At 34.4% G+C, this 17,691-nt stretch carries 17 protein-coding genes; 13 read left to right on the top strand and 4 right to left on the bottom strand.

Translation table 11 applies throughout. The features are described 5' to 3' along the window. The first annotated feature begins 15 nt into the window (after positions 1-15). Both DL91_RS09355 and DL91_RS09360 read left to right on the top strand, forming a co-directional pair. Complete coding sequence (locus DL91_RS09355) at positions 16-672, top strand: TIGR00153 family protein (RefSeq protein WP_048191252.1); 657 nt, start codon at positions 16-18, stop codon at positions 670-672. Between the two features lie 44 nt (positions 673-716). Further along, positions 717-1,388 carry a DUF434 domain-containing protein gene (locus tag DL91_RS09360; protein ID WP_048192681.1) on the top strand — a complete coding sequence of 224 codons (672 nt, stop codon included), beginning with the start codon at positions 717-719 and terminating at the stop codon, positions 1,386-1,388. Between the two features lie 52 nt (positions 1,389-1,440). Here the strand turns inward: DL91_RS09360 and fbp are convergent, their stop codons facing one another. Together fbp and aksF are read right to left on the bottom strand one after the other, a co-directional pair. Further along, positions 1,441-2,538: a fructose-1,6-bisphosphate aldolase/phosphatase gene (gene fbp, locus DL91_RS09365; RefSeq protein WP_048191254.1), complete on the bottom strand. Its 1,098-nt coding sequence runs from the start codon at positions 2,536-2,538 to the stop codon at positions 1,441-1,443. Between the two features lie 263 nt (positions 2,539-2,801). Next, the gene (gene aksF, locus DL91_RS09370; RefSeq protein ID WP_048191256.1) at positions 2,802-3,791 is read right to left on the bottom strand and encodes a homoisocitrate dehydrogenase; all 990 of its coding nucleotides are present in this window, start codon (positions 3,789-3,791) and stop codon (positions 2,802-2,804) included. A gap of 1,353 nt (positions 3,792-5,144) precedes the next feature. Here aksF and DL91_RS09380 point away from each other — a divergent pair. After that, positions 5,145-5,705, top strand: a complete 561-nt coding sequence (locus DL91_RS09380) for a HEAT repeat domain-containing protein (RefSeq protein ID WP_048191259.1) — start codon at positions 5,145-5,147, stop codon at positions 5,703-5,705. Between the two features lie 171 nt (positions 5,706-5,876). Then, complete coding sequence (locus DL91_RS09385) at positions 5,877-6,824, top strand: malate dehydrogenase (protein WP_048191261.1); 948 nt, start codon at positions 5,877-5,879, stop codon at positions 6,822-6,824. Between the two features lie 162 nt (positions 6,825-6,986). On the opposite strand, the gene DL91_RS09390 is transcribed toward DL91_RS09385, so the two are convergent. Beyond that, entirely contained in the window at positions 6,987-7,217 is a 231-nt protein-coding gene (locus DL91_RS09390) for a hypothetical protein (protein WP_048191264.1), read from the bottom strand. A gap of 409 nt (positions 7,218-7,626) precedes the next feature. Between DL91_RS09390 and pdxT the strand changes: the two genes are divergently transcribed. From pdxT to DL91_RS09435, 9 genes are all read left to right on the top strand, one after another. Continuing rightward, complete coding sequence (gene pdxT / locus DL91_RS09395) at positions 7,627-8,202, top strand: pyridoxal 5'-phosphate synthase glutaminase subunit PdxT (protein ID WP_048192682.1); 576 nt, start codon at positions 7,627-7,629, stop codon at positions 8,200-8,202. Beyond that, a complete protein-coding gene (locus tag DL91_RS09400) occupies positions 8,190-9,107 on the top strand; it encodes a glutamine amidotransferase (protein WP_048191265.1) in 918 nt (305 codons plus the stop codon). The genes pdxT and DL91_RS09400 overlap by 13 nt, the downstream gene beginning before the upstream one ends. A 59-nt stretch (positions 9,108-9,166) precedes the next feature. Beyond that, positions 9,167-9,856: a GXGXG domain-containing protein gene (locus tag DL91_RS09405; RefSeq protein ID WP_048191266.1), complete on the top strand. Its 690-nt coding sequence runs from the start codon at positions 9,167-9,169 to the stop codon at positions 9,854-9,856. Positions 9,857-9,858: 2 nt separating this feature from the next. Next, a complete protein-coding gene (locus DL91_RS09410; RefSeq protein ID WP_081882654.1) occupies positions 9,859-10,968 on the top strand; it encodes a Coenzyme F420 hydrogenase/dehydrogenase, beta subunit C-terminal domain in 1,110 nt (369 codons plus the stop codon). Continuing rightward, positions 10,969-12,468, top strand: coding sequence for a glutamate synthase-related protein (locus DL91_RS09415; RefSeq protein WP_048191267.1), 1,500 nt, complete (start codon positions 10,969-10,971; stop codon positions 12,466-12,468). A 324-nt stretch (positions 12,469-12,792) separates the two neighbouring features. Next, complete coding sequence (locus DL91_RS09420; RefSeq protein ID WP_048191268.1) at positions 12,793-14,025, top strand: ammonium transporter; 1,233 nt, start codon at positions 12,793-12,795, stop codon at positions 14,023-14,025. A 61-nt stretch (positions 14,026-14,086) separates the two neighbouring features. Then, positions 14,087-14,425, top strand: a complete 339-nt coding sequence (locus tag DL91_RS09425) for a P-II family nitrogen regulator (protein WP_048191270.1) — start codon at positions 14,087-14,089, stop codon at positions 14,423-14,425. A gap of 415 nt (positions 14,426-14,840) precedes the next feature. Further along, positions 14,841-16,064 carry an ammonium transporter gene (locus DL91_RS09430; protein WP_048191271.1) on the top strand — a complete coding sequence of 408 codons (1,224 nt, stop codon included), beginning with the start codon at positions 14,841-14,843 and terminating at the stop codon, positions 16,062-16,064. A 17-nt stretch (positions 16,065-16,081) separates the two neighbouring features. Then, positions 16,082-16,420, top strand: coding sequence for a P-II family nitrogen regulator (locus DL91_RS09435; RefSeq protein WP_048191273.1), 339 nt, complete (start codon positions 16,082-16,084; stop codon positions 16,418-16,420). Positions 16,421-16,616: 196 nt separating this feature from the next. On the opposite strand, the gene pdxS is transcribed toward DL91_RS09435, so the two are convergent. Further along, complete coding sequence (gene pdxS / locus DL91_RS09440; protein WP_048191274.1) at positions 16,617-17,498, bottom strand: pyridoxal 5'-phosphate synthase lyase subunit PdxS; 882 nt, start codon at positions 17,496-17,498, stop codon at positions 16,617-16,619. Positions 17,499-17,691 lie beyond the last annotated feature (193 nt).

Genomic DNA, 17,691 nt, shown 5'->3' on the forward strand with positions numbered 1-17,691 from the left:
TAAACCGGGGATAAAATGAGAAATCTATTCAAAAGGGAGTCTAAAGTTGAGCAATACTCAAAAGACCATGTAGAAATGGTATATGAATGTTTAAACCAGCTAAAAATGTTAATGACATATTTTTATGCTAATGACTTTGATTCTGTAAAAGAGAAAGTTGAAGAAATTTCAAAGTTGGAACATGATGCAGATGACGTACGTAGAAAAATGGAAATAGAATTTTTCAAAGGGGCATTTTTACCATTTGATCGAGAAGATAGAATAGTTCTCGCGGAACAAGTTGACAGTGTCGCAGATATGACCCAGGAAACAGCATATGGAATATGTTTGAGCCAAATCAATTTCCCGGATGATTATAAAAATGACTTTTCAGATCTTATAGATTCAGTATATGACACAGTATCCGCCCTTAAAAAATGTATCGAACTATTAGATGAAGATCTTGGCGAAGCACTCACAAAGGCACACGAAGTTGAAAAATTGGAAGAAGCCGTTGATAAAATAGAAAGAAAAATACTAAAAAAACTGTATATAGAGTATAAAAATGGTGAAATAGATATACTTACACATATTGAACTTAAAAGTACTGTTTTAAGGCTTGGAAACATAGCTGACCGTGCAGAAAATGCCTCTGACAGAGTACCTATCATAGTGGCCAAGAGAAAAGGTTGAAAAAATATCATAATTTACAGTTAAAAACTAAATTTAGAACTAAAATGCCATCTAAAGACATTGAAAAAAGTTTGAAAGATGCATCATACGATTTAAAGTTTCTTTTAAATAGGGGTTACAGGAAAAAAATTGCATTGAATTTCGTTGCAAATAAATATCTTCTAGACAAAAATGCACGAAATTATCTGGCTAGGAAGGTTTTTTCAACTTTAACATCCTTTAATCGAATAATTAAGATAGTTAATATTAGCAGCATAAATAATAAAGCTATTTTTATAGATGGTTATAATGTTCTAATAACTGTTGAAAGTATCTGCAATCATGAATATAGTTCGATTATAATGTGTGATGATGGAGTTTTAAGGGACACAAATGCTATTTTTGGCAGATATAAAATCAATTCACAAACTGAAATTGCTTTGATCAACATTATTAATTTATTAAAACATTATCATCCCAAATGTGTTTATTTTTTGTATGACAGCCCAGTGAGTAAGAGTGGCGAACTTGCTAAACTAACAAATTCACTGTTAAAAAATAATAAACTCAAAGGAAATGCTGTAACAAATAAAAATGTAGATTATGAACTTGTAAAACTAGTAAAAAACCATGATGGTATAGTTGCAACAAGTGATGGGGCTGTAATGGATAAGATAGAAAATATTCTAGATATACCCCGCGGGATATGCAAAAAACTGTTAAATAATGGTTTTTAAAAATAATAAATGTTATGATAAAAAAAATTAAATATAATGGATAGGTTTGAACCTAATCCATATCTTTCATTCTACCTTCTAACATTTTTAAAACGCCAGGAAGACTGGTATATTCCATTTCATCTGCCGGTAACCTGTGGGGTTCGAATGGCCCATGTCTTCTCATGTATTCTGCGACCTCTGATGCAAGTGCTCTTGATCTGTCAAATGCTGGGTCGTCAAACATATCTAATGGCCCTACTAATTCTGAGTTGTTAATCTGGAATCCAAGTGCAATTACCCGTGGAGGTCCGTCAAATCTTACAGGTGTAGCATTTCTCTGAGCTACAGGCATTAATGGACCATTATGTGAACCTCTCATCCATCCACTTACAAGGTGGGGGAATGCAAATGGTTCAACTACCTCACCGGCTGCTGGGAATCCTGATTGTGATCTTACTACAGCAACTGGGTCATCTTTTCCAATATATTGGCCAGCCATTAAATTTAATCTTTCTGTACTTATTGAAGCTGCAATTTCGTTATCGCTTCTTCTAGTGACATGTTTTATTACATATCTTCCAGTTGAACCTAGTAATGCAAGTGCATCGTACATTTCATCGGGACAAGACATTGTAACTTTTTTATGTTCAATAACATCAAATATCTCAAAATCATATCCTCCGTGGAGAGAAGGATCTATAACAAGTCCAGCTGTGTTAAATGGATCTGCAAACATTTTAAATATTGGCATGTTAAATGCACCGGGTTCTGTTTTGTCGCAACAGAAAACAATTACTGGGTCGGATGGTCTTTCTTTGAATTCCATCTCGGCACACCCTGGACCCATTCCTTTAATATTACCAGAAAAAGTGTCTGATAGCAGATCTTGGCCTGCACCGTAAAGTTTAAGACTTTTTGCAACTTTTGTGGCTTCTATAAATGCATTCCATGCTAATCCATGAACATCTTCATTTTCCGTTCCATTTCTGTGGGTCATTATCAGGTCAATGTCATCACCACAGTTGGTGATATGATAATCCACCAGTAGTTCTTCTTCTTTTGCCTTTGCAAGTATTTCATCACATTTATTAAGCAAAGCTACGTGAGTCTTTGCATGTCCAGCTATACTGCCGACATCCGCTTTAATTACACTAATAGTAGTTTTCATATAATATACCTCCAAAAATATCATAAAAATTTTCAAAACAGCATTATAAGCAATTTGAGGTTATAGAAGTTTGATTAGAATTAAATTAACCAAACTTTTGTTCAAAAATTAACCTAAAAACAGCCTGAGCTGTCAATATCAACCTATCCTATGGAGTAGTTTATGAAAGGAAATCCATATAAAAGTTACTATAGAAAGTCCTTGAACATCATATCTATTTAGAAAAAATGCTGATTCAATATCTAAAAATTATGCTAACACATTCAAATAAGTTTAGATCTTATTTCTTCTGCCATTTCCATGGTTTTTGACGATCCTCCCAGATCTGGTGTTAAAAATTTTCTTTCATTTAACACATCCAAAAGAGCATTCTCGAGTTTTCGAGCTTCTGAAGTTTCTCCAAGGTAATCCATCATCATCACAGCTGATAATATCATGGCGGATGGATTTGAAATTCCAAAACCTGCTATATCCGGTGCAGAACCATGAACAGGTTCAAATAATGCATTATTATCCCCAATATTTGCAGATGGAACCATTCCCAAGCCACCTACTAATCCCGCACCTTCATCAGAGAGAATGTCACCAAAAAGATTGGTTGTGACTATCACATCAAAATTATGCGGCTTAGTTATTAGGAACATAGCAGCAACATCAACGTATTTATCTTCTGAACGAATTTTAGGGAAATCATTTGAAATTCTATAAAATGCATCCTTAAAAATTCCATCAGTTTTCTTCAATACATTGGCCTTGTGAATTGCAGTTACTTTTTTTCGATCATTTTTCTCTGCATATTCAAATGCAAATTTGCATATTTTCTCAGATGCATCATTCGTAATGACTCTTAAAGCTGTTGCGCCATCAGTTGTGTATTCTTCTATGCCTGAGTAGAGTCCCTCTGTGTTCTCTCTTACTATTACCAGATCAAGGTCATTGTAAAAACAGTTCGTGCCAGGATATGATTTTACAGGCCTGATATTAGCATACATATCTAATTCCTTTCTCAAAGTAATTATTGCACTTTTCTGCCCTGGAACAGTTGTAACCGCTCCGAAAAGTGTTGCATCAGATCTTTTTGCTTTTAATATTGTTTCATCAGGAATAGTGCTTCCTGTATCTTGGAAACATGCATTTCCAGCACAAGCCATCGTATAATCTAGTTTAAGATCAACTGCTTCAAGTATGTGTAAAAGGGCTTGGATAACTTCTGGCCCCACTCCATCTCCTGGAATCAAAGTTATTTTGTACATTTGTAGTCACTTATTTTTAGAATTTAACTTAATTTCAGATATATGCTAATATATGCTAATATATTGTTATTGTATTTCTGTTATGATTTTCTATAGCCATATATTAATTCTAAATTAAGGAATTAATATTGTAACAAAAAAATTGAGCCATATAACTAATCTTTGAATTTTATCAATTTTTTTCTTAAATTTTATTGAATAAATTCGTTATAAACATATCATGAAGTTTTTATTCCGATTATATTTTCAACATCTACCAACTTCCAAACAAAGGATCTTCCTTCTTTAATTATGGATTCCACTTCATCAGTAGGCGAGTGTCCTAAAGCTACGAGAACATTTTTTGAAAGAGATTTATCATGTATAAATTTACGAAAAGTTTTCTTACTCTTAATTTCTCATTATATTCTTCTATTTGTTTTATACTACCTTGTAACGTTACAAATCTGTACTCTGAAAGGTTATCTTCTTATTTTTCTATCTCAACAGCAACTTTAGGGGTTTTTTGAAACCTTTTAATTTTCTTCCCATGCTTAGTTGATAAGAAATATATGAATTTACCATCAAATGCATATTATAAATGGGGCTATATAGGGATATTCTCCTTTAAAACCTATTCTACCCACATAACATTCTGCTATCAATTCATCATACTCTTTTTTGTTCATTAATGGAACTTTGTGGACGTGTATGTTTGATCTCCTTTATTTCCATAAACAAATTTGACAATTATATTACTATCTACTTCAGGACATATTGGAAGAAATTCAGCATATTTCTCAGTTTTTCAACTATACTACTATTTATCATGAGCCAATTATACCTGCAAGGCTCAACTCATATGCATTACTTGAAATCAAGTATGGTCTTTCAACAGTCTCATAATCATCACCAAATTTAACTCTCACTTAAATTATTAACCTCGAGGAGTATTTACTTAACTAAAAAGAATTATATTAATAATTGAATTATATTATTTAATACTTTGTTACTCAATCTATTACAATATAAGATCGTCAGTTAAAATTATCAAAAATAGTAATGGAACAAACTTTTACTATAATGTTTGATTAATTAGGAATTAATTGAAATTTTAATAAGTATATTTTACATGTTTGAATTGCATTTGAGGATTTAAACATTTTAAAATGTTTTATCAGTAATTAACAAAGATTTAATTAAAATATCCTAATTTCTTATAATAAATTCTATTACAAACATTCTTTAAAAAGAAATATGAATAATGAATAATATAAAGTAACAAAAAGTGTTTTTTTAAATTTTTCATAATATTAAAACTGTACAAGTAGATTCATTTGGTAGAAGTATTGAAAGTGAATGGTGGTATAAAAAATGGAACGTGAAACAAACATTGAAAGACTAATTCAGACACTTAAAGATGATGATGAACTTGTTCAAATGCAGGCAGTGGGACTTTTAGAGGAGATAGGCGAACCTGCTGTCGAACAGTTAATGGTTTCTGCAGAGGATAATGATAAGAACATTCGGAGAGGTTCAATACGTGTTCTTGGAATTATTGGTGATGATCGGGCCGTTAATGTTCTAATAAATTCTCTTAGAGATCCAAATAAATGGGTTAGAAGAGAAGCTTCAACTGCTCTTGGGAACATAGGCGATCCTGCGGTAGATTCACTAATTATTACACTAAAAGATGAAGATTGGAGGGTTAGAGGCGCTGCTGCTTGGGCATTAGGTAAAATAGCTAATAAAAAAGCTGTAGAACCTCTTATTGAAACCATGGATGATGATAGTGGCTTTGTTAGAGGAGGGGCTGCTTGGGCTCTTGGTAATATTGGGGATAAAAGAGCAATAGAACCTCTGAAAAAAGCTTTAAATGATGAAAGTAGTTATGTGAAAAGGGTAGCAGAGAAATTTCTTAAAAAACTTGAGTAAAATAAAAATAAAACTATAATTTCTCCCTAAATATTTATATAATCAAATTTTATTCATAAATTTTTAGTTACAAATTATCTAAATTTTTTATAGCATAAGTTAAGTAAATCCTACAAGAATTATTAATTACCTTGTTAAAACATATTAATTAGAAGTAAAAGGGGGTATTTGTTGAAAGTTAGTGTAATCGGAGCATCAGGCAGAGTAGGAAAAGCAACTGCATTCAGTCTAGCTGAAGAAAATTCTGTAAATGACTTGGTGCTTATATCACGAAAAGAGAGCATTGATAAAGTTGAAGGTGAAGCATTGGATATGTACGATGCCCTGGCTGCTAAAGATGTCAATGTTAAAATAACAGCATCTTATGATTTTGAAGATGTTAAAGGTTCAGATGTTGTTGTTCTAAGTGCAGGACAGCCAAGAAGTGCTGGGATGTCGAGGATGGATGTTGCTGTACCCAATGCAAAGATTGTTGCAGAATACTCCCGGGCTATTGCAAAATTTGCACCAGATTCCATAATACTGGTTGTAACAAATCCTGTTGACATAATGACCTATGTTGCATTAAAAGCATCTGGATTCGACAAAAACAAAGTTTTTGGACTTGGAAATCACTTGGATTCACTCAGACTTAAAAATCTAATTTCCCAACATTTCAATATCCATGTTAGCGAGATCCATACAAGGGTGATGGGGGAACATGGCGATAACATGGTGCCAATTATGAGTTCAACATCAATAGGTGGAATATTACTCAAATATTTTAAGGGCTATGATGATTTTGACATGGACCGAACAGTTGAAAAGGTTAAAAATGCTGGTAACTATGTTATTAAAAAGAAGGGAGCAACAGAATATGGACCTGCTTTTGCAATCTCAAACATTGTTACTATTGTCTTGAATGATGAAAAGAAGATATTAACAGTCAGTGCATTTCTAGAAAGTGAAATAGAAGGTGTTGAGAATGTATGTTTAGGAGTCCCTGTTAAACTGGGTTTAAAAGGTATAGAAAGGATAATTCCAATAATTATGACTGAAAGAGAAAGAAAAGCATTTTTAAAAGCGGCTGAATCTGTTAAAAAAGCAACTGATGAAGTTGTTGCTGAAATAAATATGTGAATATGCCAATTCAATATTAAGGCATTATTCATTTGAAATTTTCTAATAAAAAGAGTTAATTTTTGAATATATTTTTAATAATACCTAAAAAAAGAATACAAATGATTTTGAATATTATTATAAATCAAAATCATACATGTTTAAAAAAACGTGGTATTATTTTTAACCGGAGGAATTATTTTTAACCGGTGTGTTGTTTGATTTATTCGTAATATTTTTAACTGGTGTTGCGTTACTAGTTTTTGTAGTTAAAGTGTTGTTTGCAGTTCCAGTTGTATTATTAGTTATGTTGAGCGAGAAATTTCCAGAACCTTGATAAAGGCCAACTAAATAACCTCCAATACCTGCTACAGCCACTAAAACCACTATTAATAAAACTATCTTATTATCCATGGTTTGCCTCCTTTAAGATTAATTTTATATTTCTTATATGAAGTTAGGTTCAATATCAGATTAATTTTTCGTAATATTTTAATATTTATATTGAAAAATTAATTGAATTTGGCTTTGTTAATAAAGGTATATTTAATTTATGTTAATATTTGAAATTTATGAATTAATGAATTTAGAAAAAGTTTATATGAGTGTTCAGTTATAACCATTATCATAGTCTAAATTATGAACATTGTATAAAAAATATTCAATTAAAAATTTATGTTTCAACATCCATTATTTTAAGTTCGTTTCGGAAAATATTTTCCGGTAAATTTATATGATATATCCATCAAATAAGATCACCTTACAAAGTAGAGAGAGTAAAATAAAAGATATAAATAACGTTCTTAAGAGAGATGGAATTCAAATGATAAGCATAGGAATTTTAGACTTACAAGGTGATGTTTCAGAACATTTCGAAGCCACTATCAAATCTCTGAAAAAAATGGATATTGAATCACAGGTCTTAAAGGTGAAAACAGTTTCAGATCTTTCAAAATGCGATGGACTTATTATTTCTGGAGGAGAAAGTACAGTCATTGGCAAGCTTATGGATAAAACTGGTATGAACCAGGCAATAATTGACCAAAACATTCCCATATTGGGAACTTGCGCCGGAATGGTACTACTTGCATCAGAAACAGATTATGAACAATCATTACTTGGACTTATAAATATGAAAGTCAAAAGAAATGGTTTTGGTCGCCAAAAGGCATCATTTGAAGAAGAACTCGAAATTTTCGGCAGTAAATATGCCGGAGTTTTTATAAGAGCACCTTATGTTGAAGAATTAAAAGATGGAGTGGTACTCGCTAAACTCAAGAGTAAAATTGTTGCAGTGGCATCTGGAAAACATATTGCCACAGCATTTCATCCTGAGCTTACAGATGATACTAGGATTCATGAGTACTTCATTAAGGAGGTATTGAAGTGTGTGGAATAGCAGGAGTTGTATTTAAAGACAGAAAACTTCACCCAGTAGGTGATGCTCTCACCAAGATGTTGGATGCATTACAACATAGAGGGCCAGATTCTGCGGGTTTTGCAATATATGGCGGTTTAGGATTGGAAGAAAATGAGTACCTTCTAAACATTGAAGTCAAAGAAAAACCAGGTCTTCTTGAAGCCGTGAAAAACACTGTAAATATAGCAACACCTATTAAAAAAGAGGAAATAATCCCCTCTGTTGAAAATTATATAATATATCGCTGCAAAATTGGACTAAAATCTTTTTCAGAACTAAAACCACTTATAATGGATATAGATAAGATAGATGATGTTATTGTGCTCAATGGAGCTCACTCATTTGAAATGATAAAAGATATTGGTCTAGTAAAAGACATAGCAGCTAGATATGATACACGGTCTAAGATGGGAACACATGGAATAGGCCACACTAGGTTTTCAACCGAGAGCATTGTTGATAGATATCATGCACATCCATTTCAAAGTTATATAATACCAGATATAACTGTAGTGCACAATGGTCAAATAACCAATTATTGGAAAATAAGGGACCCATTAGAACGTAAAGGCCATATATTCGAAACCAACAACGACACAGAATGTATAGTACATTACATAGCAGATAAACTTTCAGATGGATATAAACTTGAAGAAGCCCTTGAACAGTCTGTTAAGGACATGGACGGACCTTTTTCATATATAGTTGGAACACCAGATGGTGTTGGAATAGCAAAGGATCAACTCGGGCTTAGGCCTGGAGTTATTGCTGAAAATAATGAGGTCTTTGCAATAGCGTCAGAAGAAGTTTCTCTACGTGAAGTAATGGATACACACGATATAGACCAGATATCCCCTGGAGAAACAAGGGCTTACACAATTTAAAGAGTATAGAATGTTAATATATAATATTAACGATATATTGGGAAATTTAGGTGATTACAATGAGTGAATTTATAATCAATGCTGAGCACCAACCTCCAAGGGAAGTTAATCGTACCATTAAGAAAGCAGCAACAGAATATGATAAAATAACCATTAAAAACCCAAATGCAATGCACTATCTTGCAGCAGGATTAGTAGACCCTGTTGAACTCATTATAGAAGGTTCAGCCGGTTATTTCGCAGGCACAATGATACATGGTGCAAAAATACACATTAAAGAAAATGCAGGATGGTTTCCAGCAGATAACATGACCGAAGGAGAAGTTATTATAGATGGATCTGCAGGTGACGGTGTGGGACAGGGAATATATGGCGGAACAGTTGTAGTGAAAAGGGACGTAGGCTCAAGAACTGGAGAAATCATGAAAAACGGCACCATAATAGTTGGTGGAAATTCAGGCTTTATGAGCGGACTATTCATGATGGGTGGCCGTATAATCATCCTAGGAGATATATCAGAGGATGCAGGAGAATCAATAATTAGGGGAGCAATCTATGTCAGGGGAAATATAAAAAGCCTTGGCAAAAATGCAAAGGTTGAAAAATTAACAAACGAAGATGAAAATGAACTTAAGGAGTTACTTCCAAAATATGGCTTTGATCTGGAAGAAAATGACTATAGTTCCTTTAAAAAAATAGTTCCACGTTCTAACAGGCCATTTTATGGTAAGGAATCTGAGGAGGGATGAAGATGGGAGAAACAATCACGAAACTGGGAAAAGTGGCAATGGTTGGAACACCATGCCATATGGTAGCAGCTACTAAACTAGGAAGATTCTCAGATATCCTTGGAGAAACACCCATCGACATTAAAATTGGACTCTTCTGCATGGAAAACTTTTCTTACAGTTACATGAAAAAACTACTTGAAGAAAATAATGTCGATATGAATGATGTTAAAGAATGTAGAATAGAAAAAAATTTCCTATGGTTCTATTTGAAAGAAGATCAGTTATTTAAGATACCCATTGAAAAAGCTAGATCATGTATTCGTAAAAACTGCAACATATGTATGGATTTCACATCTGAACTTTCAGATGTCTCTGTTGGTTCTGTTGGTTCTGAAAAAGGATGGTCAACCATTATAATCAGAACAGATAAGGGTCTTGAACTTGTTAAAAATGCAGAGGACAATAATTACATAGAAACCAAACCCATTGAAGAATCAGGAATTAAAATAATTGAAAAACTTGCCAACAAAAAGAAAAAAGAAAATTTAGAAGAAATAATCAAAAGGGAAAGAGTTGGAAGGCCTGTTATCTACAGAAGGCAAATGCCTATTGATGAATTCACTGAAGAAGTTTCAAAATGTCAGTTTCAAGATCTCAAAGGAGATGTGATTGACATTGGTGCATGTGTACTATGTGGTGCATGCAATTATGTGTGTCCAGAAGAAATAATTAAAATCGAAGATAGAAAACCCCAATTAAAGGGAAAATGCCCTGAGGGATGTAACCTTTGTTATGTTGCATGTCCAAGAACTTACATACCCGATGATATTCTAAGCAAAGAAGCTGATAAGAAACCTTTGGGAGATTATATCAAAATATTATCTGCAAAAGCACCAATGCTTAAGGGGCAAGATGGTGGTGTTGCAACAGCACTTTTAGATTATGCATTATCTAAAAAATTAGTCGATGACGTAATCGTTGTTGATAAAAGCGATTCAGAAGCTTGGAAACCTGAAGCAAAAATAACCAATAATGTTGCAGATGTGTTAAAAGCTGCCGGAACCAAATACGCAGCTTGTAGTGTTTTTACACCGCTTAAAGAATTAAATAAGGGAAATGGAGGAGTTTAATTGCCATTTAAAGTTGAAAGGAACCAGAGCCTCTGCAGAAGAAATTTTGACAGACCCGGGTGCTGCTGGTATATGTGCGATAACAGAGATGAAGAATTATGTAAAAACTGTTATTCTTGCGTTAACAACTGCCCCCACGATGTCTACGAAATTATTGACGATGAACCTTACCCACTTCATCATGAAAACTGTGTTGGATGTAGAATATGCGAAGAGATGTGTCCTAATAATGCAATTGAAGTGAATGCTGTCCCTGAAGATAGAAGGAATGTTTGGTCATTAGGAGACATTGTTGAGATAGGTAGAAAATCAACAGAAGGATCCTACAAAGTTAGGGGATGTGGAGCCACCAGAGTAATTCCAACATTTGACGACCTTGTTGTTATACCTGCACAGGTTTCAAGGCCACCAATAGATAAATACAGGGAGCCATGTAATACAAAAGTTACATTAGGTGCTAGATATGCTGAAAACCCACTGGTACTTGACACACCAATAATGATAGCTGCAATGTCCTTCGGAGCATTGAGTAAAGAAGCGAAGATAGCGCTTGCAATGGGTGCAACACTTGCTGGAACAGCAACAAATACTGGTGAAGGAGGAATGCTACCTGAAGAAAGGAGATATGCATCTAAACTCATAGCACAGTATGCATCTGGAAGATTTGGTGTGTCTGCCAAATATCTGAATAACTCTGAGGCTGTTGAAATTAAAATAGGTCAAGGTGCCAAGTCAGGAATGGGAGGACATTTGCTAGGAGAGAAAGTAACAGCAGATGTTTCCCGTATCAGAATGATACCCGAGGGGACAGATGCCCTAAGTCCTGCACGTCATATGGATATTGTTGGTCCAGAGGATCTCTCTATGAAAATATCTCAACTACGTGAAATAACCGATTGGAAAATTCCTATCATTGTTAAATTCACATCTGGACGTGTAAGTGATGATGTAAAGATCGCAGCAAAGGCAGGTGCAGATATAATAGTTGTAGATGGTATGCAAGGAGGAACAGGAGCAGGTCCTGATATTGTTACCGAACATTCGGGTGTCCCTACTATTGCAGCAATTGTTGAAGCAGATGAAGCTTTAAAACAGATCAATCTAAGGGAAAAAGTGAATCTTGTTGCTGGAGGAGGTATAAGAAATGGTGCTGATGTTGCAAAGGCTATAGCATTGGGGGCTGATGCAGTTTATATAGCTACAGCTGCCCTTGTATCTATAGGTTGTAGAGTCTGCCAGATGTGCTATGCAGGAACATGCAGAAAGGGTATAGCAACACAAAATCCCCAGCTTAGAAGGCGTTTAGATTATGTTGAAGCAGGCAAACGAGTTGCCCGTTATATAGATGCCATGACTGAAGAAGCTGTAATGCTCACACAACAAGCAGGAAACACAGATATACTAAAACTTGAAAAAGACGACTTAAGGGCACTAACTGTTGAGTCATCTGTGCTTACAGGTGTTAAAATGGCAGGTTTAGAAGCGCCAATTAAATATTAATGGAATCTTTGATTCCTTTTTTATTTATTTAATTTTTTGAGTTAAAATTTTGTTTTTTTTTTATTCTCTTTTTTAATTGAATAATGGTCTTAGTAATTATATCAGTTTACCAAAACGGTTATATAATAATACACAAAAAAATATATCGGAAGTAGGTTACCACTATCCTATTGGTGATCAACTCTTGGAAACACTTTTCAGGGAATTAAAAATTTATTCCTAAAAAATCCAGTTTAAATATTTAAACTATAAATAAGGCTCAAAAATTCGAGCAAATTAATAAAAAACCTAAAAGAACCTAAACTTTTAATGGAGGAAACATAAATGGATCCATTTCTTAACTCTGGCGATACTGCTTGGATGTTAATATCCACAGCATTAGTTATTCTGATGACAATTCCAGGTGTAGCACTCTTTTATGGAGGGCTTATCAGAAGAGAAAATGTTTTAAATACTATATTTTTATCATTTATAAGTTTTGCAATTGTGAGTATAATTTGGTTTGTATATGGATACGATCTAGCATTTGGTGCTGATATTTGGGGATTCATAGGAACATTGGCTAACCCATTATTTGGAGGAGTGATTGAATCAAATTCCCTTTCAACATATGCTCCAACAATCCCAACAGGATTATATGCAGTGTTCCAAATGACATTTGCTGCCATTACAGTAGCACTGATATCTGGTGCGGTTGTTGAAAGAATGAAATTTTCAGCATGGCTTGCTTTTATTCCTGTATGGATAACCCTGGTATACATACCAGTTTCCCACTGGATGTGGGGTGGGGGATGGTTAGCACAAATGGGTGCTCTTGACTTTGCAGGAGGTACTGTTGTCCATGTAAATTGTGGTATGGCTGCATTAGCATTAGTTCTACTTCTAGGTGCAAGAAAAAATTCACAGTTACTCCCTCATCATCTGGGATATTCTATAATAGGTACCGGACTTCTATGGTTTGGATGGTTTGGATTTAACGCAGGATCTGCATTGGGTGCAACAAATTTAGCTGTTTCAGCAATGATAGTAACTAATATGTCAGCTGCTGTGGGTATGATTACATGGATACTTATGGATAAACTAGAAACTGGTAAACCAACACTTTTAGGAGCACTTTCAGGCGCAATTGCAGGATTGGCAGCAATCACACCTGCAGCAGGTTATGTAAATATCACTGCAGCAATAATAATTGGATTCATAGCATCTATATGTGCATACTATGCAGTATCACACCTGAAACCACGGCTTGGATATGATGATTCTCTAGATGTGTTTGGGATACACGGAGTTTGTGGAATTGTTGGAACATTAGCTGTTGGAATCTTTGCTACCCCTCTAATAAATAGTGCAATAAAAGGAGGATTAATAGCAGGCAACCCTGGACAGATTGGTATCCAGCTTCTTGCTGTTTTGGTGATCGGAGTATATGCATTCGTAATGACTTTGATAATTGGTAAAATAATAGACATGACCATAGGATTAAGGGTCGAAACTAAAGATGAAGTTCAGGGTCTCGATATTAATCTACACGAGGAATCCGGTTACAGACTGTCATGAATAGGTATAAATGAGTATACCGGAATAATAGAATCATAATAAGGATTACTGAGGTGTAGTTATGAAAAAAATACTCGCGATCATAAGACCAGATAAATTGGAAGAAGTTAAAGAGGCCCTTGAAGGAATAGGCTGTCATGGTTTAACTGTTAAAGAAGTACGAGGAAGAGGAAGACAATTAGGTATTACAGAAAGTTACAGAGGACATGACTACAAAGTTGACCTTCTTCCCAAGACTGAAATTGAGATCGTTACAAAGGAAGATGATATAGAAAATATAATTCAAACCATAATTACGAAAGCCCAAACAGGTGATATTGGAGATGGAAAAATATTCATATCTTCTGTAGAGGAAGTAATTAGGATCCGTACTGGTGAAAGAGGAGAAAAAGCTGTATGATCCTCCTTTTTTTTTATTTTTATTTTTTTTAATCTACAAATGATTTACATTGTGTAATTGGTATTGTCTATTATCCTCAATAGAAATTATTATTTTTTGAAAAATATTTATTCTAATTCAATTAATCTAAACGAAGCCCGTTTAAGTAAGGAACAATACTGAATTTGGATTGAATCAAAACCTTTATATATTAAAAAATTCAACAACAATATGTCGGAAGTATGTTTCCTACATCCGATGAGTTTAGGTCAATAGTATGAAATTTAATTGAGGGGTGGAGAACATTGAAATGTTAATTTTATTCCATGGAAATTCACTTAAAAATCAAAATAATTGAAGAATATTTAAATAATAATTAAATTCAAAAATTCAACAAAAAAATTAAATTCATAGAATTATAAAAAGGGGGAAAAATATGGACGCAGTTCTTAACTCTGGTGATACAGCGTGGATGTTAATATCCACAGCCTTAGTAATGTTAATGACCATTCCAGGTGTAGCATTGTTCTACGGCGGACTTACAAAGAAAGAAAATGTATTAAACACAATATTTTTATCATTTATAGCCTTTGCGATTACAAGCATAATATGGGTAATATATGGATATCCACTTGCCTTTGGTACAGATGTAATGGGACTAATTGGTAATCCTATGAATATATTGATGAACGGTATTGATGTGAATGCACTTGCACCTTTAGCACCTACTATACCCTTGCTAGTATACGTAGCTTTCCAGATGACATTTGCAGCAATTACAGTTGCACTTATATCAGGTGCAGTAGTTGAAAGAATGAAATTCTCATCATGGATGGTGTTTGTGCCAGCATGGATTACACTTGTTTATATACCTATATCCCACTGGGTATGGGGTGGAGGATGGTTAGCACAACTTGGAGCTCTTGATTTCGCAGGAGGTACAGTTGTTCATCTGAATGCAGGTATAGCAGCACTTGCCCTTGTATTGTTGCTTGGAAAAAGGAAAGACATCAGACTTTTACCGCACAACTTAGGATATTCTGTAATAGGTGCTGCCCTTCTATGGTTCGGCTGGTTTGGATTTAATGCAGGATCTGCTCTTTCAGCAGGTGGCCTTGCAGGTTCAGCATTCCTAGCAACCAACACAGCAACCGCTGCAGCTTTAATATCATGGGTAATAATAGATATTGTGAAAACAGGTAAACCAACAGTTCTTGGAGCAATTACCGGTGCAGTAGCTGGTCTTGTTGCCATTACACCTGCAGCAGGATTTGTTACAATAACTGGAGCAATAATAATAGGTCTACTTGTATCAGTATTCTGTTACTTTGCAATATCAACGGTCAAAGCCCGCTTCGGATATGATGATGCACTAGATGTTTTCGGTGTACACGCAGTAGGTGGTGCTTGGGGAGCTTTAGCAACAGGTATATTTGCAGCCCCATTCATAAATTCTTTAGGAACCGGAGCATTATATGGTAACCCAGGACAGATTCTAACCCAAATTATAGCAATATTATCTGTGGCAGCATACACCTTTATCATGACCATAATAATAGCTAAAGTCATTGATATGACCATGGGACTTAGGGTTGAGGATAAAGAGGAGATAGAAGGACTGGATACACATCTCCATGAAGAATCAGGATACAGAATTTAAAAAATGGGTGTGGTAAAATGAAAGAAATAACCGCAATAATCAGACCAGATAAATTAGAAGTTGTTAAAGAGGCCTTACAGGAAATTCAATGCAACGGAATTACTGTAACAGAAGTTAAAGGGCGCGGAAGACAATTGGGAATAACTGAAAGCTACAGAGGACGTGACTACAAAGTTGATTTGCTACCAAAAACAAGACTCGAAATCATTGTGAACGACGAAGATTTAGAGAATGTAATTGATACAATAGTTAAAACTGCACAAACTGGAGATATTGGAGATGGTAAAATCTTTGTATCCGCTGTAGAAGAGGTTGTAAGAATAAGAACAGGTGAAAGGGGAGAAAAAGCAGTTTAATTCTAAAAATTTTTTTCCTTACTTTTTATTTGGTCGTTTGGAGGCGTCGATTTTAATAAATTAAGGATTAAATTATAGAAATTAAATTTTGTTTTCAACCCATAAACTGTTTAATATTTTTTTTATTTTTTTGAATCATTTTTATAAATCTTTGATCTTAACAAAAAAATTAAAATTTAGATGTTTAATGATGTTTTTACCATCCTCTTTTTTGCAGAATCTCATTTTCAGGTATTTGACTTATTTCAAGACCTGGCATTGCCTTTCCAAGTTCAGTTGAAACATCTGCTATTATTTCTGCATCTTGGTAGTGTGTTGTAGCTTCTACTATTGCCTTTGCAACTAATCGTGGGTTTTCTGATTTGAAAATTCCTGATCCAACAAAAACACCATCAGCTCCAAGCTGCATCATTAGTGCTGCGTCTGCTGGTGTTGCAACACCACCTGCTGCAAAATTCACAACTGGAAGCCTTCCTAGTTTAGCAGTTTCTTTAACAAGTTCTAAAGGGGCTTCTATTTCTCGAGCAACACTCCAGAGTTCTTCTTCTGTTTTGTCCCGAAGTTCTCGAATTCCACCCATAATCTTCCTCATGTGACGAACTGCTTCAACAACGTTTCCAGTCCCTGCTTCGCCTTTGGTACGAATCATTGCAGCTCCTTCATCAACTCTTCTTAAACCTTCTCCAAGATTACGTGCACCACAAACAAAAGGTATGGTGAATTTTTTCTTGTCAACATGGAATTGTTCATCTGCAGGTGTTAAAACCTCACTTTCATCTATCATATCAACCCCAAGATGTTCGAGTACCTGTGCTTCAACAAAATGACCAATTCTTACCTTGGCCATTACAGGAATACTCACAGCATCCATTATTTCCACAACCTTGGAAGGGTCAGCCATTCTTGCAACTCCCCCAGCTGCACGTATATCTGCCGGTACTCTCTCAAGAGCCATGACAGAAACTGCACCTGATTCTTCTGCAATAACAGCTTGTTCAGCGTTAACAACATCCATGATAACTCCACCTTTGGTCATCTTCGCAAATCCTTTCTTCAAAACTTCTGTTCCATGCAACATAATGATCCCTCCTGATTAGGTTATTTAAATATATTAATTAAAATTATTTCAAAAACAATAAAAAGTCTGAAAAACCATTATACAAACTTTTTATAACTCACGAAACAATTATAAAATCTTTTTCTATCATATCTAATTCAGTTTTTGAATATATTAAAAATTTTGTATTTTGAATAAATTCATATTATGATTA

It is taken from the genome of Methanobacterium sp. SMA-27 (assembly GCF_000744455.1).
Classification (GTDB): Archaea; Methanobacteriota; Methanobacteria; order Methanobacteriales; family Methanobacteriaceae; genus Methanobacterium_B.

Excerpts from the sequence above, each read along its gene's own strand:
- aksF (WP_048191256.1), bottom strand. The coding sequence starts at position 3,791 with ATGTACAAAATAACTTTGATTCCAGGAGATGGAGTGGGGCCAGAAGTT.
- DL91_RS09390 (WP_048191264.1), bottom strand. The coding sequence starts at position 7,217 with ATGGATAATAAGATAGTTTTATTAATAGTGGTTTTAGTGGCTGTAGCA.
- DL91_RS09355 (WP_048191252.1), top strand. The coding sequence starts at position 16 with ATGAGAAATCTATTCAAAAGGGAGTCTAAAGTTGAGCAATACTCAAAA.
- DL91_RS09380 (WP_048191259.1), top strand. The coding sequence starts at position 5,145 with ATGGAACGTGAAACAAACATTGAAAGACTAATTCAGACACTTAAAGAT.
- DL91_RS09410 (WP_081882654.1), top strand. The coding sequence starts at position 9,859 with ATGGGAGAAACAATCACGAAACTGGGAAAAGTGGCAATGGTTGGAACA.
- DL91_RS09430 (WP_048191271.1), top strand. The coding sequence starts at position 14,841 with ATGGACGCAGTTCTTAACTCTGGTGATACAGCGTGGATGTTAATATCC.
- fbp (WP_048191254.1), bottom strand. The coding sequence starts at position 2,538 with ATGAAAACTACTATTAGTGTAATTAAAGCGGATGTCGGCAGTATAGCT.
- DL91_RS09435 (WP_048191273.1), top strand. The coding sequence starts at position 16,082 with ATGAAAGAAATAACCGCAATAATCAGACCAGATAAATTAGAAGTTGTT.
- DL91_RS09425 (WP_048191270.1), top strand. The coding sequence starts at position 14,087 with ATGAAAAAAATACTCGCGATCATAAGACCAGATAAATTGGAAGAAGTT.
- DL91_RS09360 (WP_048192681.1), top strand. The coding sequence starts at position 717 with ATGCCATCTAAAGACATTGAAAAAAGTTTGAAAGATGCATCATACGAT.
- DL91_RS09420 (WP_048191268.1), top strand. The coding sequence starts at position 12,793 with ATGGATCCATTTCTTAACTCTGGCGATACTGCTTGGATGTTAATATCC.
- DL91_RS09405 (WP_048191266.1), top strand. The coding sequence starts at position 9,167 with ATGAGTGAATTTATAATCAATGCTGAGCACCAACCTCCAAGGGAAGTT.
- pdxT (WP_048192682.1), top strand. The coding sequence starts at position 7,627 with ATGATAAGCATAGGAATTTTAGACTTACAAGGTGATGTTTCAGAACAT.
- pdxS (WP_048191274.1), bottom strand. The coding sequence starts at position 17,498 with ATGTTGCATGGAACAGAAGTTTTGAAGAAAGGATTTGCGAAGATGACC.